Source organism: Amycolatopsis sp. NPDC114478 (genome assembly GCF_055633805.1).
The window spans coordinates 234,001-251,668 of the sequence record NZ_JBVKDO010000008.1 but is presented as its reverse complement, the minus strand read 5'-3'; the positions used below and the strand labels follow the sequence as shown (position 1 = coordinate 251,668).

General features: G+C 71.9%; 18 protein-coding genes. 13 read left to right on the top strand and 5 right to left on the bottom strand.

All coding sequences use genetic code 11. The annotated features are described in order from the left end of the window. Nucleotides 1-15: 15 nt before the first annotated feature. From ACZ7OH_RS23980 to ACZ7OH_RS23965, 4 genes are all read right to left on the bottom strand, one after another. The gene (locus ACZ7OH_RS23980) at nucleotides 16-1,179 is read right to left on the bottom strand and encodes a thiolase domain-containing protein (protein WP_470282787.1); all 1,164 of its coding nucleotides are present in this window, start codon (nucleotides 1,177-1,179) and stop codon (nucleotides 16-18) included. After that, the gene (locus tag ACZ7OH_RS23975; RefSeq protein ID WP_470282786.1) at nucleotides 1,176-2,189 is read right to left on the bottom strand and encodes a thiolase domain-containing protein; all 1,014 of its coding nucleotides are present in this window, start codon (nucleotides 2,187-2,189) and stop codon (nucleotides 1,176-1,178) included. Before ACZ7OH_RS23975 ends, ACZ7OH_RS23980 begins: the two co-directional genes overlap by 4 nt. A gap of 7 nt (nucleotides 2,190-2,196) precedes the next feature. Continuing rightward, a complete protein-coding gene (locus tag ACZ7OH_RS23970; RefSeq protein WP_470282785.1) occupies nucleotides 2,197-3,180 on the bottom strand; it encodes a Zn-ribbon domain-containing OB-fold protein in 984 nt (327 codons plus the stop codon). A gap of 75 nt (nucleotides 3,181-3,255) precedes the next feature. Continuing rightward, nucleotides 3,256-4,044 (bottom strand): crotonase/enoyl-CoA hydratase family protein, encoded by a 789-nt coding sequence (locus tag ACZ7OH_RS23965; RefSeq protein WP_470282784.1) that lies wholly within the window; start codon nucleotides 4,042-4,044, stop codon nucleotides 3,256-3,258. 62 nt (nucleotides 4,045-4,106) lie between these two features. Between ACZ7OH_RS23965 and ACZ7OH_RS23960 the strand changes: the two genes are divergently transcribed. Together ACZ7OH_RS23960 and ACZ7OH_RS23955 are read left to right on the top strand one after the other, a co-directional pair. Continuing rightward, nucleotides 4,107-5,723 carry an acyl-CoA synthetase gene (locus tag ACZ7OH_RS23960; RefSeq protein ID WP_470282783.1) on the top strand — a complete coding sequence of 539 codons (1,617 nt, stop codon included), beginning with the start codon at nucleotides 4,107-4,109 and terminating at the stop codon, nucleotides 5,721-5,723. A 13-nt stretch (nucleotides 5,724-5,736) separates the two neighbouring features. Next, nucleotides 5,737-6,837, top strand: coding sequence for an NAD(P)H-dependent flavin oxidoreductase (locus ACZ7OH_RS23955; RefSeq protein WP_400889617.1), 1,101 nt, complete (start codon nucleotides 5,737-5,739; stop codon nucleotides 6,835-6,837). Between the two features lie 40 nt (nucleotides 6,838-6,877). On the opposite strand, the gene ACZ7OH_RS23950 is transcribed toward ACZ7OH_RS23955, so the two are convergent. Next, on the bottom strand, nucleotides 6,878-7,678 hold the full coding sequence (locus ACZ7OH_RS23950) for a S1 family peptidase (protein ID WP_470282782.1): 801 nt from the start codon (nucleotides 7,676-7,678) through the stop codon (nucleotides 6,878-6,880). 337 nt (nucleotides 7,679-8,015) lie between these two features. Between ACZ7OH_RS23950 and ACZ7OH_RS23945 the strand changes: the two genes are divergently transcribed. The 11 genes from ACZ7OH_RS23945 (at nucleotide 8,016) to ACZ7OH_RS23895 (ending at nucleotide 17,519) form a co-directional block, all read left to right on the top strand. Continuing rightward, nucleotides 8,016-8,789: a GntR family transcriptional regulator gene (locus tag ACZ7OH_RS23945; RefSeq protein ID WP_400889621.1), complete on the top strand. Its 774-nt coding sequence runs from the start codon at nucleotides 8,016-8,018 to the stop codon at nucleotides 8,787-8,789. A 222-nt stretch (nucleotides 8,790-9,011) separates the two neighbouring features. Next, a complete protein-coding gene (locus ACZ7OH_RS23940) occupies nucleotides 9,012-10,124 on the top strand; it encodes a TIGR03364 family FAD-dependent oxidoreductase (protein ID WP_470282781.1) in 1,113 nt (370 codons plus the stop codon). Continuing rightward, nucleotides 10,121-10,786, top strand: a complete 666-nt coding sequence (locus tag ACZ7OH_RS23935) for a phosphonatase-like hydrolase (RefSeq protein WP_470282780.1) — start codon at nucleotides 10,121-10,123, stop codon at nucleotides 10,784-10,786. Before ACZ7OH_RS23940 ends, ACZ7OH_RS23935 begins: the two co-directional genes overlap by 4 nt. Beyond that, entirely contained in the window at nucleotides 10,783-11,790 is a 1,008-nt protein-coding gene (locus tag ACZ7OH_RS23930; RefSeq protein ID WP_470282779.1) for a 2-aminoethylphosphonate ABC transporter substrate-binding protein, read from the top strand. The genes ACZ7OH_RS23935 and ACZ7OH_RS23930 overlap by 4 nt, the downstream gene beginning before the upstream one ends. Then, entirely contained in the window at nucleotides 11,787-12,836 is a 1,050-nt protein-coding gene (locus tag ACZ7OH_RS23925; protein WP_470282778.1) for an ABC transporter ATP-binding protein, read from the top strand. Before ACZ7OH_RS23930 ends, ACZ7OH_RS23925 begins: the two co-directional genes overlap by 4 nt. Then, a complete protein-coding gene (locus ACZ7OH_RS23920) occupies nucleotides 12,833-13,684 on the top strand; it encodes a 2-aminoethylphosphonate ABC transporter permease subunit (protein ID WP_470282777.1) in 852 nt (283 codons plus the stop codon). The genes ACZ7OH_RS23925 and ACZ7OH_RS23920 overlap by 4 nt, the downstream gene beginning before the upstream one ends. Further along, nucleotides 13,662-14,459, top strand: a complete 798-nt coding sequence (locus ACZ7OH_RS23915; protein ID WP_400889633.1) for an ABC transporter permease — start codon at nucleotides 13,662-13,664, stop codon at nucleotides 14,457-14,459. Before ACZ7OH_RS23920 ends, ACZ7OH_RS23915 begins: the two co-directional genes overlap by 23 nt. A 36-nt stretch (nucleotides 14,460-14,495) precedes the next feature. Then, complete coding sequence (locus tag ACZ7OH_RS23910; protein WP_470282776.1) at nucleotides 14,496-14,987, top strand: hypothetical protein; 492 nt, start codon at nucleotides 14,496-14,498, stop codon at nucleotides 14,985-14,987. 143 nt (nucleotides 14,988-15,130) lie between these two features. Further along, nucleotides 15,131-15,646: a hypothetical protein gene (locus tag ACZ7OH_RS23905; RefSeq protein WP_470282775.1), complete on the top strand. Its 516-nt coding sequence runs from the start codon at nucleotides 15,131-15,133 to the stop codon at nucleotides 15,644-15,646. 23 nt (nucleotides 15,647-15,669) lie between these two features. After that, nucleotides 15,670-16,107, top strand: a complete 438-nt coding sequence (locus ACZ7OH_RS23900; RefSeq protein ID WP_400889639.1) for an SRPBCC family protein — start codon at nucleotides 15,670-15,672, stop codon at nucleotides 16,105-16,107. Nucleotides 16,108-16,115: 8 nt separating this feature from the next. After that, nucleotides 16,116-17,519 (top strand): MFS transporter, encoded by a 1,404-nt coding sequence (locus tag ACZ7OH_RS23895; protein WP_470282774.1) that lies wholly within the window; start codon nucleotides 16,116-16,118, stop codon nucleotides 17,517-17,519. Nucleotides 17,520-17,668: the final 149 nt, after the last annotated feature.

Below are 17,668 nucleotides of genomic sequence, written 5' to 3'. Positions count from 1 at the left end.
GGTGGGTCGAGCGTATCAACGCGGCTTGTCCGCGCCGACGACCCACATCGAGAAGTACTGCGACCCGCCGCCGTAGGCGTGCCCGAGCCCGATCCGCGCGCCGTCGACCTGGTAGTCCCCGGCCCGGCCCATGACCTGCTTCGCGGCTTCGGAGAAGCGGAGCATGCCGGACGCGCCGATCGGGTTGGACGAGAGCACCCCGCCGGACGGGTTGCACGGCAGCCGCCCGCCGATCGCGGTCTCGCCGGCCTCGGTGACCTTCCAGCCTTCGCCTTCGGGCGCGAACCCGAGGTTCTCCAGCCACATCGGCTCGAACCACGAGAACGGCACGTAGATCTCGGCGACGTCCACTTCGGACATCGGGTCCTCGATCCCGGCTTCGGCCCACAGCGCGGCCGCGGCGTCCCGCCCGGCCTGGGGGTTGACCTGGTCGCGGCCGGCGAACGTCGTCGGCTCGGTGCGCATCGCCGTCGCGTGGATCCAGGCGGCGCCGCCCTCGACGGCGTCCCCGGCGGCCTCGTCGCCGAGCACCATCGCGCACGCGCCGTCGGACGACGGGCACGTCTCGTCGTAGCGGATCGGGTCCCACAGCATCTGCGACTTCTGCACCGATTCGACGGTGATGTCGGCCTGCTGCAGGTGCGCATACGGGTTCAGGGCGCCGTTGCGGCGGTCCTTGGCCGCGACGATCGCGCCGACGTGTTCGGGCGCACCCGACCGGCGGATGTAGGAGCGCACGTGCGGCGCGAAGTAGCCGCCCGCGCCGGCGCCGACCGGCATCTGGAACGGCGGCAGGATCGACAGGCCCCACATCGCGTTCGACTCGGACTGCTTCTCGTACGCCACGGTCAGCACCCGGCGGTGCACGCCGGACTGGACCAGCGACGCGGCGACCAGCGCCGTCGACCCGCCGACCGAGCCGGCGGTGTGCACGCGCAGCAGCGGTTTCCCGGTCGCGCCGAGGGAGTCGGCGAGGAACAGCTCGGGCATCATGACGCCCTCGAACAGGTCCGGTGCCTTGCCGAGGACGACGGCGTCGATGTCGTTCCACCCGACCTGGGCGTCGGCCATCGCGCGGTCGATCGCCTCGCGCAGCAGGCCCGGCATCGAGACGTCCTGGCGCTTGGCGCGGTGGTGCGTCTGGCCGGTGCCGAGCACGGCGGTGAGCTGCTTGGTCATCGGGCCTCCAGCACGGTCACCAGGTTCTGTTGCAGGACCGGGCCGCTCGTCGCGTGCGCCACGGCCTTGCGGGATTCGCCGCTGTGGATCCGGGCCGCCGCCTCGCCGATGCGGGCGAGGCCGGCGGAGAACATCGGGTTCGCGGCGAGCGCGCCCCCCGATGGGTTGATCTTGACGCCGTCGTCGAGCTTCAGCGCGGTCCGCAGGATGAGCTCCTGGTGGGTGAAGGGCGCGTGCAGCTCGGCGAGGTCGGCGCCGTCGAGGTCCAGGGCGCTCGCCGCGGCCTCGGTGGACGGCGACCGCGTGAGGTCGCGGGCGCCGAGGACAGGGGAGTCGACGCGGTGCTCGATGCCGGTGATCACCGCGGGCCGGTCGACGATGTCGCGTGCGCGGTCCACAGTGGACAGGATGACGACGGCCGCGCCGTCGGTGATCGGCGCGATGTCGTGGCGCCGCAGCGGATCTGCGTAGTAGGGCGTGTCGAGGAGCTCGGCGACGTCCTTGCCGGTGCCGCGCGCGGCGACCTCGGCGAGGTCCTTTTCGGACCAGAGGCCGGCCTCGAGGCCCATACGCGCCTGGATCCCGGCGATCGAGACCGAGTCCGGCCACAGGGGGGCGACGACGTACGGGTCGAGCTGCAGGGCGAGCACCCGGCTCAGCTGCCCGGCGCTGGACTTGCCGAAGCCGTAGACGAGCGCGGTCTCGACCTCGCCCATCTTGATCTTCAGCCAGGCTTCGTAGAGCGCCCAGGCGGCGTCCATCTCGACGTGCGACTCGTGGATCGGCGGGAACGCGCCGATCGCGTCGACGGCGGCGATGAAGCTGAAGGCGCGTCCGGCCAGGTAGTCCGACGAACCGGAGCACCAGAAACCGATGTCCTGTTTGGACAAGCCGGTCTTCTCGAAGACTTCGGCGAAGATCGGGACGAGCATCTCCACGCCGTTGGTGGTTCCCGGGGTCTCGCGGACGTTGGGGGCCTTCGCGAAGCCCGCGATCGCGACGTCTGGCATCAGGACCTCACAGGTGGTGGGCGAAGGTTTCGTAGGCCGCGTCCGGCTCGCCGGTCGGCTCGAAGTGGCTGATGTTCTCCAGCGACGTCCACCACTCGTCGCGCGGCTTCCACGCGGCGCGCACGCGCATGCCCATCTTGACGTCCTGGGCGTCGCAGCCGAGGACGAGGTGCAGGAAGGCGATGTCGGCGCCGTCGAGCAGGATGTACGCGGCGACGTACGGCGGCTTGAGGCGCTGGCCGAGGAACGGGACGTTGACGATGCAGAACGTCGTCACGATGCCGGCGTCGGGCAGTTCGACCTCGTCGGTGGTGGGGACGCCGTCGGTCGGGCACGCGCCGCGCGGCGGGATGTAGACCTTCTCGCACTTCGGGCACCGCTGGCCGATGAGCTTGCCTTCGGCGAGCCCGCGCAGGTACCGGCTCTCCTCGGGCGACGCCGAGTGCATGTACTTCAGGTGCACGGGCGTGATGACAACGCTGACCGGGGCGCCTTCTTCGCGTTCGGCGACCGGGGGAGCGGCTTCGGTCGGCGCGGTGTCCTCGGCGTCGACGGGCAGGAAGTAGGCGATGTCCCGGATGTGCCCGACGGTGTCGTCGGCCCACTTCACGCGGACGCGCTGTCCACTGTGGATGTTCCCGGGCGAGCCGGCGTCGACGGCGTGGAGCATGGCGGTGTCGGCGCCGTCCAGCTTGACGAGCGCCCAGGCGAACGGCCGGCTGAGCGGCTGCCCGTCGAAGGGGTCGGGGCACCACGACCACGAGACGACGGTGCCCTCTTCGGCCACCGGGACGAACTCGCCGAGCTGGTCGGCGGTACCGGGGTCGTACTCGACGGGCGGGACGTGCACGCGGCCGTCACTGCCCCGCACGCCTTCGATCCGGCGGTCGCGCAGGGAGGTGACGAACCGGCCCAGCACGGGCCCGGTGGACCGCGTGTAGTCGAAGCCGACGTTGAGGGGCGCCGCCAGTGGTGTCTCGGTCACATCCATGAGTGAAACATGTTCTTGTTCTGTCGACAAGGTTCCTCCGCAGGGCGGTCCGATATCGGTGGAACGCGTTCTATGTCAGCGGCCCTTGAACTCCGGCTTCCGCTTCTCCGAGAACGCCCGTGGCCCCTCCTTGGCGTCCTCCGAAGCGAAGACCTCGATGCCGTACTGCGAGTCCAGCTTGAAGGCCTCTTCCTCATGCAGTCCCTCGGTGTCGCGGATCGTCCGCAGGATGGCCCGCACGGCGACCGGCCCGTTCGCGTTCACCAGCGAAGCCAGCTCCAGGGCCTTCGTGAGCGCGGTCCCGTCCGGGACCACGTGCCCGATCAAGCCGATCGCCAACGCCTCCGAAGCGCTCAAGTGGCGCCCGGTCAGCAGGATGTCCGCGGCCACTGTGTACGGGATCTGACGCGGTAGCCGCACCGCCGAGCCGCCCATCGGGAACAGCCCCCACCGGGCCTCCGACACCCCGAACCGGGCGGAAGAACCGGCCACCCGGATGTCCGTCCCCTGGAGGATCTCCGTCCCGCCCGCGATCGCCGGGCCCTCGACCGCCGCGATCAGCGGCTTCGTCAGGCGGCGGCCCTTCAGCAGGCCCGGGATGCGCGAAGGGTCGAACTTGCCCGAGGCGAACGACTCCGACGGCGAGTTCCGGGACATCGACTTCAGGTCCGCGCCCGCGCAGAACGCGCCGCCCGCGCCGGTCAGGACGCAGCTGCGGATCGAGTCGTCGGAGTCCACGCGGTCCCAGGCCTCGACCATGATCGACATCATCTCGCCGGTGATCGCGTTGCGCGCCTCGGGCCGGTTCATCGTGACGACCAGGGTCTGCCCCTCTTGCGAAACCAGCGCGTGCGGTTCACCCACGGGAGACCTCCTGAAGGAGCAGTGCCATTGCCCAGAACGATAACATGTTCTACTTTGAGGGCGTGGCACTCAACATCGCGGATCTTCTGGAGCACGCCGTCGACGCCGTGCCGGAGCGCGTCGCGGTCGTGTGCGGCGACCGGCGGGTCACCTTCGCCGAACTGGAGGCGCGGGCCAACCGGCTCGCCCACCACCTCGCCGCGCACGGCGTGGGACGCGGGTCCCACATCGGGGTCTATTCCCGCAACTCGATCGAGGCCTTGGAGGCGATGATCGCGGCGTACAAGCTGCGCGCGATCGCCGTCAACGTCAACTACCGCTACGTGCACGGCGAGCTCGTCTACCTCTTCACCGACGCCGAGCTCGTCGCCCTCGTGCACGAGAGAAGTTATGCCGACAAGGTCGCCGCCGTTCTGCCCGAGACGCCGAAACTGAAACACGTTGTCGTCATCGACGACGGCAGCGACGGTGACTACGCGAGCTACGGCGGCGTCGACTACGAAACCGCGCTCGAGGCGCAGAGCCCGGAGCGCGACTTCGAGGAACGCTCGGGCGACGACCTCTACATCCTCTACACCGGCGGCACCACGGGCTACCCGAAGGGCGTGCTCTGGCGGCAGGAGGACGTCTGGCGCGCGCTCGGCGGCGGCATCAACTTCGTCACCGGCGAGTACATCCCGGACGAGTGGACGCTCGCCGAGCAGGGCAAGGCCGGGAGCCTGACCCGGCTGCCCGCCGCGCCGCTCATCCACGGCGCCGCGCAGTGGGCCGCGTTCGGCGCGCTGTTCACCGGCAGCCCGGTGGTCTTCGTGCCGCGCTTCGACGCCCACGAGATCTGGAAGGCCGTCCAGGAGCACAAGGTCCAGGTCCTCACGATCGTCGGCGACGCGATGGCGCGGCCGCTGATCGAGGCCTTCCGGGAGGGCGGCTACGACGCTTCGTCGGTCGTCGCCGTGTCGAGCCACGCCGCGCTGTTCTCGCAGTCGGTGAAGCAGGAGTTCGTCGAGCTCGTGCCGAACGCCGTGATCACCGACGCGATCGGCTCGTCGGAAAGCGGCTTCACCGGGATCGGCATGGTCGCCAAGGGCTCCGACCACAGCGCCGGCCCGCGGGTGACCTTCGGCCAGGACGCCATCCTGCTCGACGACGACGGCAACCTCGTCGAGAAGAAGCCCGGCGCGGTCGGGCTGATCGGCCGCCGCGGGCACGTCCCGCTCGGCTACTACGGCGATCCCGAGAAGAGCAAGAAGATCTTCGTCGAGGTCGACGGCGTCCGGTACGTCGTCCCGGGCGACTACGCCCGCTACGAGGAGGACGGCACCGTCACGCTGCTCGGCCGCGGCTCCCAGTGCGTCAACACCGGCGGCGAGAAGGTCTACCCGGAAGAGGTCGAAGGCGCGCTGAAGTCGCACCCCGACGTCTTCGACGCGCTCGTCATCGGCGTCCCGGACGACCGGCTCGGCCAGCGCGTCGCGGCCGTCGTCCAGCTGCGCGAGGGCGCTTCACCGGACTTCTCCTCGCTCGAGGAGCACGTCCGCGGCGAGATCGCCGGGTACAAGGTGCCGCGCACGATCTGGCTGGCCGGCGAGATCGGCCGGTCGCCCAGCGGCAAGCCGGACTACCCGTGGGCGCAGCGCTACGCGGCCGAGCACGAACCGGCCACGGCCCAGCCCGTCTGAGAGGACATCGCAAGTGCGGACACCCCTGTGCGACCGGCTCGGCATCGACCTGCCGATCATCGGGTTCACGCCCTCGGAGCACGTCGCCGCGGCGCTCAGCCGCGCCGGCGGGCTCGGCGTGCTCGGCTGCGTCCGGTTCAACGACGCCGCCGAGCTCGACCGGGTGCTGACCTGGATGGACGAGAACACCGGCGGCAAGCCCTACGGCGTCGACATCGTGATGCCGGCGAAGATCCCCGCCGAGGGCACCCAGGTCGACCTCTCGAAGCACATCCCGGACGGCCACCGCGCGTTTGTCGACAAGGTGCTGCGCGACCTGTCGGTGCCGCCTCTGCCGGACGACACCGACGAACGCGCGGGGGTGCTCGGCTGGCTGCACTCGGTCGCGCGCTCGCACGTCGAGGTCGCGCTCAACCACCCGATCAAGCTGATCGCCAACGCGCTCGGCTCGCCGCCGGCCGACGTCATCGCCCAGTGCCACGATCGCGGGGTGCCGGTGGCGGCGCTCGCCGGGAAGGCCGAGCACGCCGTCCGGCACGTCGAGAACGGTGTCGACTTCGTGGTCGCGCAGGGCTACGAAGCCGGCGGGCACACCGGCGAGATCGCGTCCATGGTGCTGGTGCCGGAGATCGTCGACGCCGTCGACGTCCCGGTGCTCGCCGCCGGCGGGATCGGTTCCGGCCGGCAGGTGGCCGCGGCGCTCGCGCTCGGCGCGTCCGGCGTCTGGATGGGCTCGATGTGGCTGGCCACCGAGGAGTACCTGCAGACGATGGGCGAGTCGGTGGCGATGCAGCAGGCGCTCGTCGGCGCGACGTCGTCGGACACCGTGCGGACGCGGATCTACACCGGCAAGCCCGCGCGGCTGCTCAAGACCCGGTGGACCGAGGCGTGGGCCGCGGCGGACGCGCCCGAGCCGTTGCCGATGCCGCTGCAGAACCTGCTGGTTTCCCACGCCCACAACCGGATCCACGCGGCGAACGACCCCAGCGTGGTGTCGATGCCGGTCGGGCAGATCGTCGGCCGGATGAACGCGGTGCGGCCGGTCGCCGACGTCGTCGCGGACCTGGTGAACGGCTACGAAGAAGCACTGTCGCGGTTGGACAAGACGCGCTGAAGGGGGCCCGCCGCGGCGGGCCCCCTCTTCGCGGAAGCGGTTACAGCGAAGCGGCGGCCGCGGCGATCTTCGACGCGAACGTGCTCACCTCGGTGTAGACGCCGGGGGCGTGCGGCCGGGCGCAGCCGTCACCCCAGCTGACGATGCCGACCTGGATCCACGCGTTCGCGTTGTCGCGGCGGAACATCGGGCCACCCGAGTCGCCCTGGCAGGTGTCGACGCCGCCGGCGGTCAGGTTGCCGGCGCAGATCTCGGCGCTCGGGATGAGGTCGGGGTAGCTGCCGCCCTGGGCCTGGCAGGTGCTGTCCGAGACGAACGGGACGGTCGCCTTCAGCAGGTAGCGCTGCTGGGAGCCGCCCTCGGTCGCCGCGCCCCAGCCGGCCACGGTGAACGTGCCGGTGTTGTACGTCGACGTCGTCGCGATCGGCAGCGTCGAGAGGCCGGTGACCGGGCTCGCGAGCTTGATCAGCGCCCAGTCGCCGCCGGTCGAGGTGCCGTAGGTGGGCGACTGGTAGACGTAGGTCGACTTGATCTTCTTGGCGCTCGTGCTCTGCAGGTCGACCACGCCGACGGTCGCCGTGATCGAGGTGTTCGACCCCGTCCGGCTGACGCAGTGGGCGGCGGTCAGCACGATCTGGTTGGTGTAGAGCGCGCCACCGCAGCCCATCGACAGCCGGACCATGAACGGGAACTCGCCCTGGGCGGCCCGGGTCCCGCCGACGACGTCGGTGGACGGCGGCTGCGCGGCGACCGCCGGGGTGGCGAACGCCGCGGCCGCGGCGACCGCGGCCAGTGCGGTGGTGGCGTTTCTGAGCAGGGTGAACCAGCGCTTGGGAGCCAAGGGGATCAGTCCTTCCAGTGTCCACAGTGGAAGCCGTTGCCGAGGGCGGCCCCACGACTACACCAGGTGCTCGCATACCCGGACAACCGACTTTCTTCGGATCTTTCGGGCGGTTGGGTGATTTCTCACCGCCGGACCGGCGAACGCCGTAGGCCGATGCGCCCAGCGACGGACTCCATGCACCCCGGCCGGGTGATCCCGGAATTCACCGGGCCTTTTCCCGGCCGTAAATCCGGCCCCGGCGGCGTCGGGTGCATCCGGGTGATCCTCGCTGTTACGGCCGTGTTGCGCGCCACAGCGAACCACCGCGCACCGCGAACCGAATAGGGTCGATTGCGTGCCCGCCCCTTCGCGCCATTCCCGCCTGTCCGCCGACGGTCCCGTCCTGGACGGGATTCCCGAGCACGGCCGCGTCCCGCGCTACTACGCGGTGAAGGTCGAGCTGCTGGCGGTGATCGCGGAACTGGGTGAAGGATCGGTGCTGCCCACGGAACGGGAACTGTGCGAACGGTTCGAGGTGTCGAGGGCGACGGTGCGGCAGGCGGTCGGCGAGCTGGTGCTCGAGGGCAGGCTGAGCCGGCGGCAGGGGAGTGGCACGTTCGTCGCGGGGCCGAAACTGGTGCAGCCGCTGGCCCTGGTGAGCTACACCGAAGGGCTGCGCCGCCAGGGGATCCGGCCGGGCCGCACGGTGATCACCCTGGAGCGCCGCGTGGCGGGCAGCGCGCTGGCGGCGGACCTGCAGGTCACGTCGGACGCCGAGGTGATCCACATCGAGCGCGTGCTGCTGGCCGACGAGGAGCGCGTCGGGCTGGAGTCGACATATCTCCTGGCGGAGCGGTTCCCGACGCTGCTGGAGGTGTTCAACCCCGAGCAGTCGCTGTACGCATGCTTGAGCGAGAAGCTCGGGGTCGTGTTCGACGGCGCCGAAGAGCGCGTCGAGACGGTGCTGGCGACGCCGCGCGAGGCGTTGTTGATCGGGACGAACCCGGCGTTGCCGATGCTGCTGATGCACCGGATCTCGTGGGGTCCGGACGGGGCGCCGTTCGAGCGGGTGCGGTCGCTGTACCGAGGCGACCGGCTGAGCTTCATGACCCGGCTGGGCCGCGCCTGAGGAGCTTGCCGCGGTCGCGGTCCTGAGTTTCGCTGGCTGAAGAGTCCCTTCCGGTGTGAGCCACGACTGGGACTGCCAGTCCCCACCTGCGTGTTCGTCGCCGCCGCTCGGCCGCAAAGATAACGGGACGGTAACTCATCCGGTCCAATATTCGAGGGCGCTTCACTCCGCGTTCGCCGAGGGGCCAGCGCCCGTTGGCGCGCGGCCGACAGCGTGGGCCGCGTGCGAATCCTCATCGTGGGCGGCGGCGTGCTCGGCACGCTGCACGCCTGGCAGGCCGTCGAACGCGGCCACGACGTCGTCCAGCTCGAACGCGAACCCGAGGCCCGCGGCGCGTCCGTCCGCAACTTCGGCTTGGTCTGGGTCGGCGGCCGGGCCACCGGGGCCGAGCTGGCGACCGCGCTGCGGGCCCGGCACCTCTGGGAACGGCTCGGCGCGCGCGTCCCCGGGCTCGGCTTCCGGCCCAACGGCTCCCTCACCGTCGCCCGGACCGACGCCGAACTCGCCGTCGCCGAGGAAGCCGTCAAAGCGGGAGCCGACCGCGGCTACAAGCTGCTCGACGCCACCGAGACCCGCGAACTCAACCCGGCTCTCCGGGGCGAGTTCCGAGGCGCCCTCTGGTGCGAACGCGACGCCGCCGTCGAACCGCGCACCGCCCAACCGGCCCTGCGCGCGGAACTCGTCAAAACCGGCCGCTACACGTGGCGTCCCGGCCGCGAAGTCCGCCACCTCACCGGCGCCGGCGTCGTCGACGACCGCGGTGAGCGCCACGACGGCGACCTCGTCCTCTTCTGCACCGGCGCCTGGACCGGCGGGCTCGTCCGGGAGCTCGCCGGGGAAGCGCCGGTGAGAAAAGTCCGGCTCCAGATGGCCCAGACCGAGCCCCTCGGCGAAACGCTCACCACCAGCGTCGCCGACGGGGACAGCTTCCGCTACTACCCCGCCTACCGCGGCGAAGCCCTCGACACCCTCGAAAAGACGCAGCCGCAGACCGAAACGGCCCGGGCGCACCGGATGCAGCTCCTGCTCGTCCAGCGGCTCGACGGCTCCCTCACCATCGGCGACACCCACGAGTACGACGAGCCCTTCGCCTTCGACGTCACCGAAGCCCCCTACGACCACCTGGAAACCGTCGCCGGCGCGCTGCTCGGGCGCCCGCTGCCGCGGATCCGGCGCCGCTGGGCCGGGGTCTACGCGCAGACCGCCGACCCCGGCCGGATCGTGCACCGCGCCCGCGTCGCCGGCAACGCCTGGCTCGTCACCGGGCCGGGCGGCCGCGGCATGACCTGCGCACCCGCCATCGCCGAAGACACCGCCGAGGAGCTGGACCTGTGACCCCCGAACTCGTCGTCCTGGACATGGCGGGCACGACCGTCGCCGACGACGGACTCGTCGTGAAGGCCTTCACCGCCGCCATCGAGACCGTCGGCGTGCCCGAAGAGAAGTACCCGGAGATGCTGCAGTACGTCGTCGACACCATGGGCCAGTCGAAGATCACCGTCTTCCGGGCTCTCCTGCGGGAAGAAACCCGGGCGCAGCAAGCCAATTCCGCCTTCGAGACCGCGTACGGCGACCTGGTGCGGGCGGGGGAGTGCAAGCCGATCCCGGGTGCCGAAGAAGTCATCCGCGGCCTGCGCGGTGACGGCGTCAAAGTCGCCTTCACCACCGGCTTCGCGGCCGCCACCCAGCAGGCCATCCTCGACACGCTCGGCTGGCGCGACCTGGCCGACCTCGCGCTCGCGCCCGGTGACGGCGTCCGCGGCCGTCCGTTCCCCGACCTCGTCCTCGCCGCCGCGTTGCGGCTCGAAGTCACCGACGTGCGGCGCATCGCCGTCGTCGGCGACACCGCGTCGGACGTCCTTTGCGGACTCCGCGCCGGCGCGTCCGTCGTCGCCGGCATCCTCACCGGCGCCGGCCGCCGCGAAGACCTCCTCGAAGCCACCCACGTCCTCGACTCCGTCCGTGACCTCCCCACCCTGCTCGAAGGAACGAAATGAAGAAGACCCTGGCCACCGTCCTCGCGGTCGCGCTGACCGCCGTCCTGTCCGCCTGCGGCGGCACCGGCGCCGCGAGCGCCGGCGGCAAGACCGTCACCGTGTACACAGTGGACGGCCTGGAAGACTGGTACACCGCCCGCTTCGCCGAGTTCAAGCAGCAGACCGGCATCACCGTCCAGGCCGTGACGGCCGGGTCCGGCGAGGTCGCCTCCCGCGTCGAGAAGGAGAAGGCGAACACCCAGGCCGACGTCCTCGTCACGCTCCCGCCGTTCATCCAGCGTGTCGCGGGCCTGCTGCAGCCCTACACTCCGCAGGGCGCCGGCCAAGTGTCCGAAAAGGACCCGCAGGGCCGCTACTCCGCCATGATGGACAATTACCTCAGCTTCATCCGCAATCCGCAGTCCACCGCGAAGACCTGGGACGACCTGCTCGACCCGAAGCTCAAGGGCAAGGTCCAGTACTCGACGCCCGGCGAGGCCGGCGACGGCACCGCCGTCCTGCTGCAGCTGCAGCACGTCCTCGGCGAGCAGGGCGCGCTCGACTACCTCGGGAAGCTCGAGGCGAACAACGCCGGACCGTCGTCGTCCACGGGCAAGCTGCAGCCGAAGGTGGCCAAGGGCGAGCTGCTGGTGGCCAACGGCGACGTCCAGATGAACCTCGCCGAGATCGCCAAGGGCGGCGGCTTCGACGTCTTCTTCCCGGCCGACGCCCAGGGCAAGCGCTCGACGTTCGCGCTGCCGTACTACGCCGGGCTCGTGGCGAACGCGCCGCACGCCGACGACGCCAAGAAGCTCCTCGACTTCCTGTTCTCGCCCGAGGTCCAGGCGAAGGCCGCCGACGCGTACGGCATCCCGGCCCGCGCCGACGTCACGGCCACCGGCGCGAACGCCGCGAAGATCAAGGCCGCGCTCGACGGCGTCGAGATCTGGCACCCGGACTGGGCCGCCGTGCTCGGCAAGCTCGACGCCGACCTGGCCGCGTACAAGAAGGCCGTCGGCCGATGACCCCGGCCGTCGAGTGGCGCGGCGTGTCCGTCCACTTCGGACGCACCACCGCGCTCGACTCCCTCGACCTGACGGTCGGCCGGGGCGAAACCCTGGCGCTGCTCGGGCCGTCCGGCTCGGGCAAGTCGACCGCGCTCAAGGCCCTCGCCGGGTTCGTCCTGCCCGGCGCGGGCCGGGTGTTCCTCGGTGGCGAGGACGTCACCGACCGGCCGCCGCACCGGCGCGGCCTCGGCGTGGTCGTGCAGAGCTACGCGCTGTTCCCGCACCTGCGCGTCGACGCCAACGTCGCCTTCGGGCTCAAGGCGCGGCGGGCGCCACGCGGCGAAGTCACCCGGCGGGTCGCCGAAGTCCTCGACCTCGTCGGCATGGGGACGTACGCCCGGCGGTTCCCGCGCGAGCTGTCCGGCGGGCAGCAGCAGCGCGTCGCGCTCGCGCGGGCGCTGGCCATCCGGCCGGACGTGCTGCTGCTGGACGAACCGCTGTCCGCGCTGGACGCCACCCTGCGCGAGGACATGCTCGCCGAACTGCTGCGGCTGCGCGCCGAGCTGCCGGACACCACGCTCGTCTACGTCACCCACGACCAGGGCGAGGCCCTCGCGCTGGCCGACCGCATCGCCGTCATGCGCGACTCCCGGCTGGTCGAGACCGGGCCGGCCGAGCAGCTCTACCGGCGGCCGGCTTCGGAGTTCACCGCGAGCTTCCTCGGCGCGGCCAACCTCATCCCGGTCGACCTCGTCAGCGACGGCGCACCGGCGACGGTCCGGCTCGGCGAGCGCGTGCTGACCGCCGAGCCGACCGGCGCCCTCGGGCCCGGCCCGGTCGCCCTCGGCGTCCGCCCGCACCGCGTCGGCGTCGGCGAACCCGGTGCCGGCACGCTCCCGGCGCTGGTCCGGGCCGTGCAGTGGCGCGGCACCGGCTACCGCTTGGACCTGGTCCTGGCGACCGGTGAGACGATCCGGGCCGAGGTGCCCGAGGCGTTCCCCGTCGGGACGGCGGTCGGCGTCTCGATCCCCGACGGCTGCCCGTTGGTCGGGGTCGGCACATGAGCGGCGTCGCGCTCGAAGCCGTCGTAGCGCGGCCGCGGCGGACGGCCGGGCCGCGCACCCGCGGTCTGTGGCTGCTGCCGCCGCTGGTGGTCGTCGCGGTGTTCTTCGGCTACCCGCTGGTCCTGGTGGCCGGGCAGTCGCTGACCACGGACACCGGGTTCGGGCTGGGCGTCTGGGCCGACGTGCTGGGCTCGGCGGAGTTCCGCGATGCGGCCGGGCAGACCGTGCTGCTCGCGCTGGGCGCGACGACCGGCTGCGTGCTGCTCGGGACGTTCCTCGCCCTGGTCGTCGCGTTCGTCCCGTTCCCGGGCGCGGGGACGCTGTCACGGCTGGTCGACACCGTGCTCGCGTTCCCGTCGTTCCTCATCGCCCTGGCCTTCACGTTCCTCTACGGCAGCGCGGGCGTCTTCGGCGCCGGCGGCTTCCTCTACTCGCCGTGGGGCGTGCTGCTCGCCGAGGTCACGTTCTACACGCCGTTCGTGATGCGGCCGGCGCTGGCGGCGTTCGGCCAGGTCCCGGGCGTGCACCTGGACGTCGCGGCATCGCTGGGCGCGCGGCCGGGACGGGTGCTGTGGCGGGTCGTGCTGCCCGCGGCGCTGCCGTCGCTGGCTTCGGGTGCGTGCCTGACGCTGCTGCTGGCGCTCAACGAGTTCGGCATCGTGCTGTTCCTCGGCGCGAAGGGCGTCACGACGCTGCCGATGCTGGTGTACGGCAAGGGGATCGTCACGTTCGACTTCCCGGCGGCGAGTGTCGTCGCGCTGGTCGACGTCGCGATTTCGCTGCTGCTGTACGGGAGTTACCGGGTTCTCGCGGGAAGGGGTCGCGGTGCTGCTGTGGACGCGGCGTAGCAAGGTGCTGCTGTGGCTGGTGTTCGGCGTGGTGTTCGCCGTCGTGGTGGCGGCGCCGCTGGTGATGATCGTGCTCGCGTCGTTCGCCGGGCACTGGACGGGCGTGCTGCCGGGCGGCCTGACCTTCGCCCACTACGCCGACGCGGTGTCGGGGGAGACGTTCGCGAGTCTCTCGGTGAGCGTCCAGACGGGTGTCATCGCGGGCGCGGCGGCCGTCCTGCTCGGCACGGGGGCGGCGCTGGCGGCCGAGACCGCGCCGCGGCGGCTGCGGCAGTTCGCCGACACGCTGTTCCACCTGCCGATCGCGGTGCCGTCGGTGGTGCTGGGGCTGGCGCTGCTGGTGGCGTTCAGCCGGCCGCCGCTGGCGTTCAACGGCACCCGCTGGATCGTGCTGCTCGGGCACCTGCTCATCCTGCTGCCGTTCGCCTACAGCACGGTCTCGGCGGCGCTCGCCCGCGTCGACCCGCTGCTCGCGCGGGCAGCGGCGTCGCTCGGGGCGTCCCCGGTGCGGGTGCTGCTGCGGGTGCGCGTCCCGGTGCTGCTCCCGGCGATGACGGCGTCGGCGAGCCTCGCGCTGGCGATGTCGATGGGCGAGCTGGGCGCGACGATGATGCTGTACCCGCCGGACTGGCGCACGCTGCCGGCGAGCATCTTCGCGCTGACCGACCGCGGCCAGGTGTTCCTCGCCTCGGCGGCGACGGTCGTCCTGCTCGGGGTCACCCTCGCGGGCGTGGTGCTGCTGGGTCTGGTCCGCGGCCGGGCGGCGCACCGGTAGGTGCAACCGAATCGGCGTCCGGTCCGTCTGGCAGGTATGCGCACACTGCTGGGTACGGGCCTGCTGCTCCTCACGCTGACGGCGTGCGGGGCGGCGGGTACCGCGGGCGCTCCGGGCAGCACCGGACCGGAGACCCCCACGACGTCGGCTTCGTCCTCGGTGCCCGGTTCGCCGACGGTCGCGCCCCCGCCGTCGCAGACGGTCGGCCGCCCGACGCAGGGCATCGCCCCGGGCGACGACGTGATCGCGGAGTCGCAGATCGACGCGCGCGGGCTGCCCGAGGGCTACCCCCGGAGCTTCACCCGGAGCACCGACGGCAAGACGCTGATCCTCCAGGCGGAGGAGGGCGGCTGCCGGCACATTTCGGCGCACGTCGGTGACCAGACGCCGCAGCAGGTCGTCGTGCTGGTCGCCGTCAGCGCGGCGAAGAAGGGCCAGATGTGCCCGGACTACATCAAGGAGATCACCCTCCCGCTGACCCTCGCCGAGCCGCTGGGCACGCGCACGGTGGTGCTCCGCCAGGGCTGAGGAGCTCCCGCAGACGCTGGGAGGGCCGCCCCCGGGATGCCCGGGGGCGGCCCTCCCAGACCACGTCCGGGGGCTTCGTGGGAAAAGCACGAACCAGTCGATCTTCCGTGCAACCCCAGCGCCGTCCGTTCCGTCTTCGGGGCATGAGGTACTCAGCGAAGGTGGTCGGGACAGGCGCGTTCCTGCTGATGGCGACGGCCTGCGCCGGCCAGGACATGTCCACCAGCCAGCCCGCGGCCGGAGGTGACTCCGTCGCTCCCACCGGGAGCGTTTCGACGTCGCCGACCGAGTCGGTGCTGCCGACGTCGCCGTCGGCCAACCCGCCGGGCAAACCGCGGCTCACCGTGCCCGAAGGGAGCACGCAGGTGCCGCCCGACAAGATCGACGCCACGGCCCTGCCCCGGAACTACCCGCACGAGGTGTGGACGGCCAACGGCGGCACGATCCTCAACATCCGCGCCCAGGAAGGCGGCTGCGGCCACGCCCTCGGCGAGGCGACCGAGCAGGCCGGCGACCGCGTCGTCGTCAACCTGAGCGAGACCAAGGCCCAGACCGGCCAGATGTGCACCATGGACATCCGCTACCCGGTGATCTCGGTCGCCCTGGCCGCGCCGCTGGACCAGCGCACGGTCGTGCTGAAGACCACGCCGCCGAAGTGATCACCCTGGCCTAGGCTCGGGTGATGGGAAGCCGCCAGGTCTCACGCACCGCGATCGTCGCCGCGCCGCCCGAGAAGATCTTCGGGCTCCTCGCCGATCCGGCCCAGCACCCGCTCATCGACGGATCCGGCACGGTCCGGGCCGCCCAGTCCGGCGGCCCGGACCGGCTCACGCTCGGCGCGCGCTTCGGCATGGACATGAAGATCGGCGCGCCGTACAAGATCCTCAACACCGTCGTCGAGTTCGAAGAGGGCCGGCTCATCGCCTGGCGGCACTTCAACGGCCACCGCTGGCGCTGGCGCCTCGAGCCGCTCGAGGACGGCCGCACCGAGGTCACCGAGACGTTCGACTGGTCGACGGCGAAGTTCCCGCTCGCGATCAGCCTCAGCCCGTTCCCGCGCAAGAACGCCGAGGGCATCGAGAAGACCCTCGCGCGGCTCACCGAGCTGTTCCCGGCCTGACGACGGCCGTGCCACAGCCGGTGCGACGGCGGGCGGTCCTCGCGATCTGCTGCCTGAGCCTGTTCATCGTCGGGCTCGACAACACGATCGTGAATCTCGCGCTGCCGTCGATCCGCCACGAGTTCGGCGCGTCGGTGTCCAGTCTGCAGTGGACGATCGACGCGTACACGCTGGTGCTGGCGAGCCTGCTCATGCTGTCCGGCTCGACCGCGGACCGGATCGGGCGGCGCCGGACGTTCCAGACCGGGCTCGCGCTGTTCAGCCTCGGCTCGCTGCTGTGCGGGATCGCGCCGTCGATCGGGCTGCTGGTCGCGTTCCGCGCGCTGCAGGCGATCGGCGGGTCGATGCTCAACCCGGTCGCGCTGTCCATCGTCGCGAACGTCTTCACCGATCCGCGGGACCGCGCCCGCGCGATCGGCGTCTGGGCCGGGGTGAACGGGCTGAGCCTGGCGGTCGGCCCGGTGCTCGGCGGCGTGCTCGTCGCCTGGGCGGGCTGGCGCTCGATCTTCTGGATCAACGTCCCGGTCGGCGTCGCCGCGATCGTGCTGACGGCGCTGTTCGTCCCGGAGTCGCGCGCCCCGCGCCCGCGCCGCCTCGACCCGGTCGGGCAGCTGCTGGTGATCGTGCTGCTGGCGTCGCTGACGTACGGGATCATCGAAGGCCGCGGCTCGGGCGCGCCGGTGATGGTGGGCTGTTTCGTGCTCGCCGCCGCGGCGCTGGCGGTGCTGCTGCCGTACGAGCGACGGCGCCGGGACCCGTTGCTGGAGCTGAGGTTCTTCCGCAGCGTCCCGTTCTCGGGCGCGACGCTCACCGCGATCGCGGGGTTCGCGGCGCTGTCGGGGTTCTTGTTCCTGACCACGCTCTACCTGCAGGAGACGCGCGGGTTTTCGGTGCTGCACGCGGGGTTGCTGACGTTGCCGATGGCGGTGCTGACGGCCGTGGGTGCGCCGTTGTCGGGCCGGCTGACGGGCGTCCGCGGCCCGCGGCTGCCGCTGCTGGTGGCCGGCGCGGGGATTGCGGCGGCCGGCGTGGTGCTGGCGGGCACCGGCCCGGCGACGCCGATCGCGTGGGTGGTGACGGGGTACGTGTGCTTCGGCATCGGCTACGGGCTGCTCAACGCGCCGATCACGAACGCGGCGGTGTCCGGGATGCCGCGCGAGCAGGCGGGCCTGGCGGCGGCGGTGGCGTCGACGAGCCGCCAGGTGGGGACGTCGCTGGGGGTGGCGGTGATCGGCGCGGTGGTGGCGGCGGACGTGGGAGCGCCGCCGGGTACGGGCCATGCGGTGTGGGCGATCGTCGCGGGCTGCGGAGTGGTGGTGTTCGCGCTGGGTTTGGTGACGACCGGCCGCTGGGCCCTGGCCACGGCGGCCCGGGTGGGCAACTCGGACCACGACGGCGCGCCAGTGGCGTGAGCCGGGGTGGGGCAGTCGCCGGCGGTGTGAGCCGGGGTGGTGGCTGGCGGTGCTGGTGGCGTGAGCCGGGTTGGGGGAGCGGTCGGCGGTGTGCTGGTGGCGTGAGCCAGGGCGGGGCGGTGGCTGGCGGCGTGAGCCGGGGCGGCGGG

Excerpts from the sequence above, each read along its gene's own strand:
- ACZ7OH_RS23980 (WP_470282787.1), bottom strand. The coding sequence starts at position 1,179 with ATGACCAAGCAGCTCACCGCCGTGCTCGGCACCGGCCAGACGCACCAC.
- ACZ7OH_RS23975 (WP_470282786.1), bottom strand. The coding sequence starts at position 2,189 with ATGCCAGACGTCGCGATCGCGGGCTTCGCGAAGGCCCCCAACGTCCGC.
- ACZ7OH_RS23970 (WP_470282785.1), bottom strand. The coding sequence starts at position 3,180 with ATGGATGTGACCGAGACACCACTGGCGGCGCCCCTCAACGTCGGCTTC.
- ACZ7OH_RS23930 (WP_470282779.1), top strand. The coding sequence starts at position 10,783 with ATGAAGAAGACCCTGGCCACCGTCCTCGCGGTCGCGCTGACCGCCGTC.
- ACZ7OH_RS23925 (WP_470282778.1), top strand. The coding sequence starts at position 11,787 with ATGACCCCGGCCGTCGAGTGGCGCGGCGTGTCCGTCCACTTCGGACGC.
- ACZ7OH_RS23920 (WP_470282777.1), top strand. The coding sequence starts at position 12,833 with ATGAGCGGCGTCGCGCTCGAAGCCGTCGTAGCGCGGCCGCGGCGGACG.
- ACZ7OH_RS23910 (WP_470282776.1), top strand. The coding sequence starts at position 14,496 with ATGCGCACACTGCTGGGTACGGGCCTGCTGCTCCTCACGCTGACGGCG.
- ACZ7OH_RS23905 (WP_470282775.1), top strand. The coding sequence starts at position 15,131 with ATGAGGTACTCAGCGAAGGTGGTCGGGACAGGCGCGTTCCTGCTGATG.
- ACZ7OH_RS23900 (WP_400889639.1), top strand. The coding sequence starts at position 15,670 with ATGGGAAGCCGCCAGGTCTCACGCACCGCGATCGTCGCCGCGCCGCCC.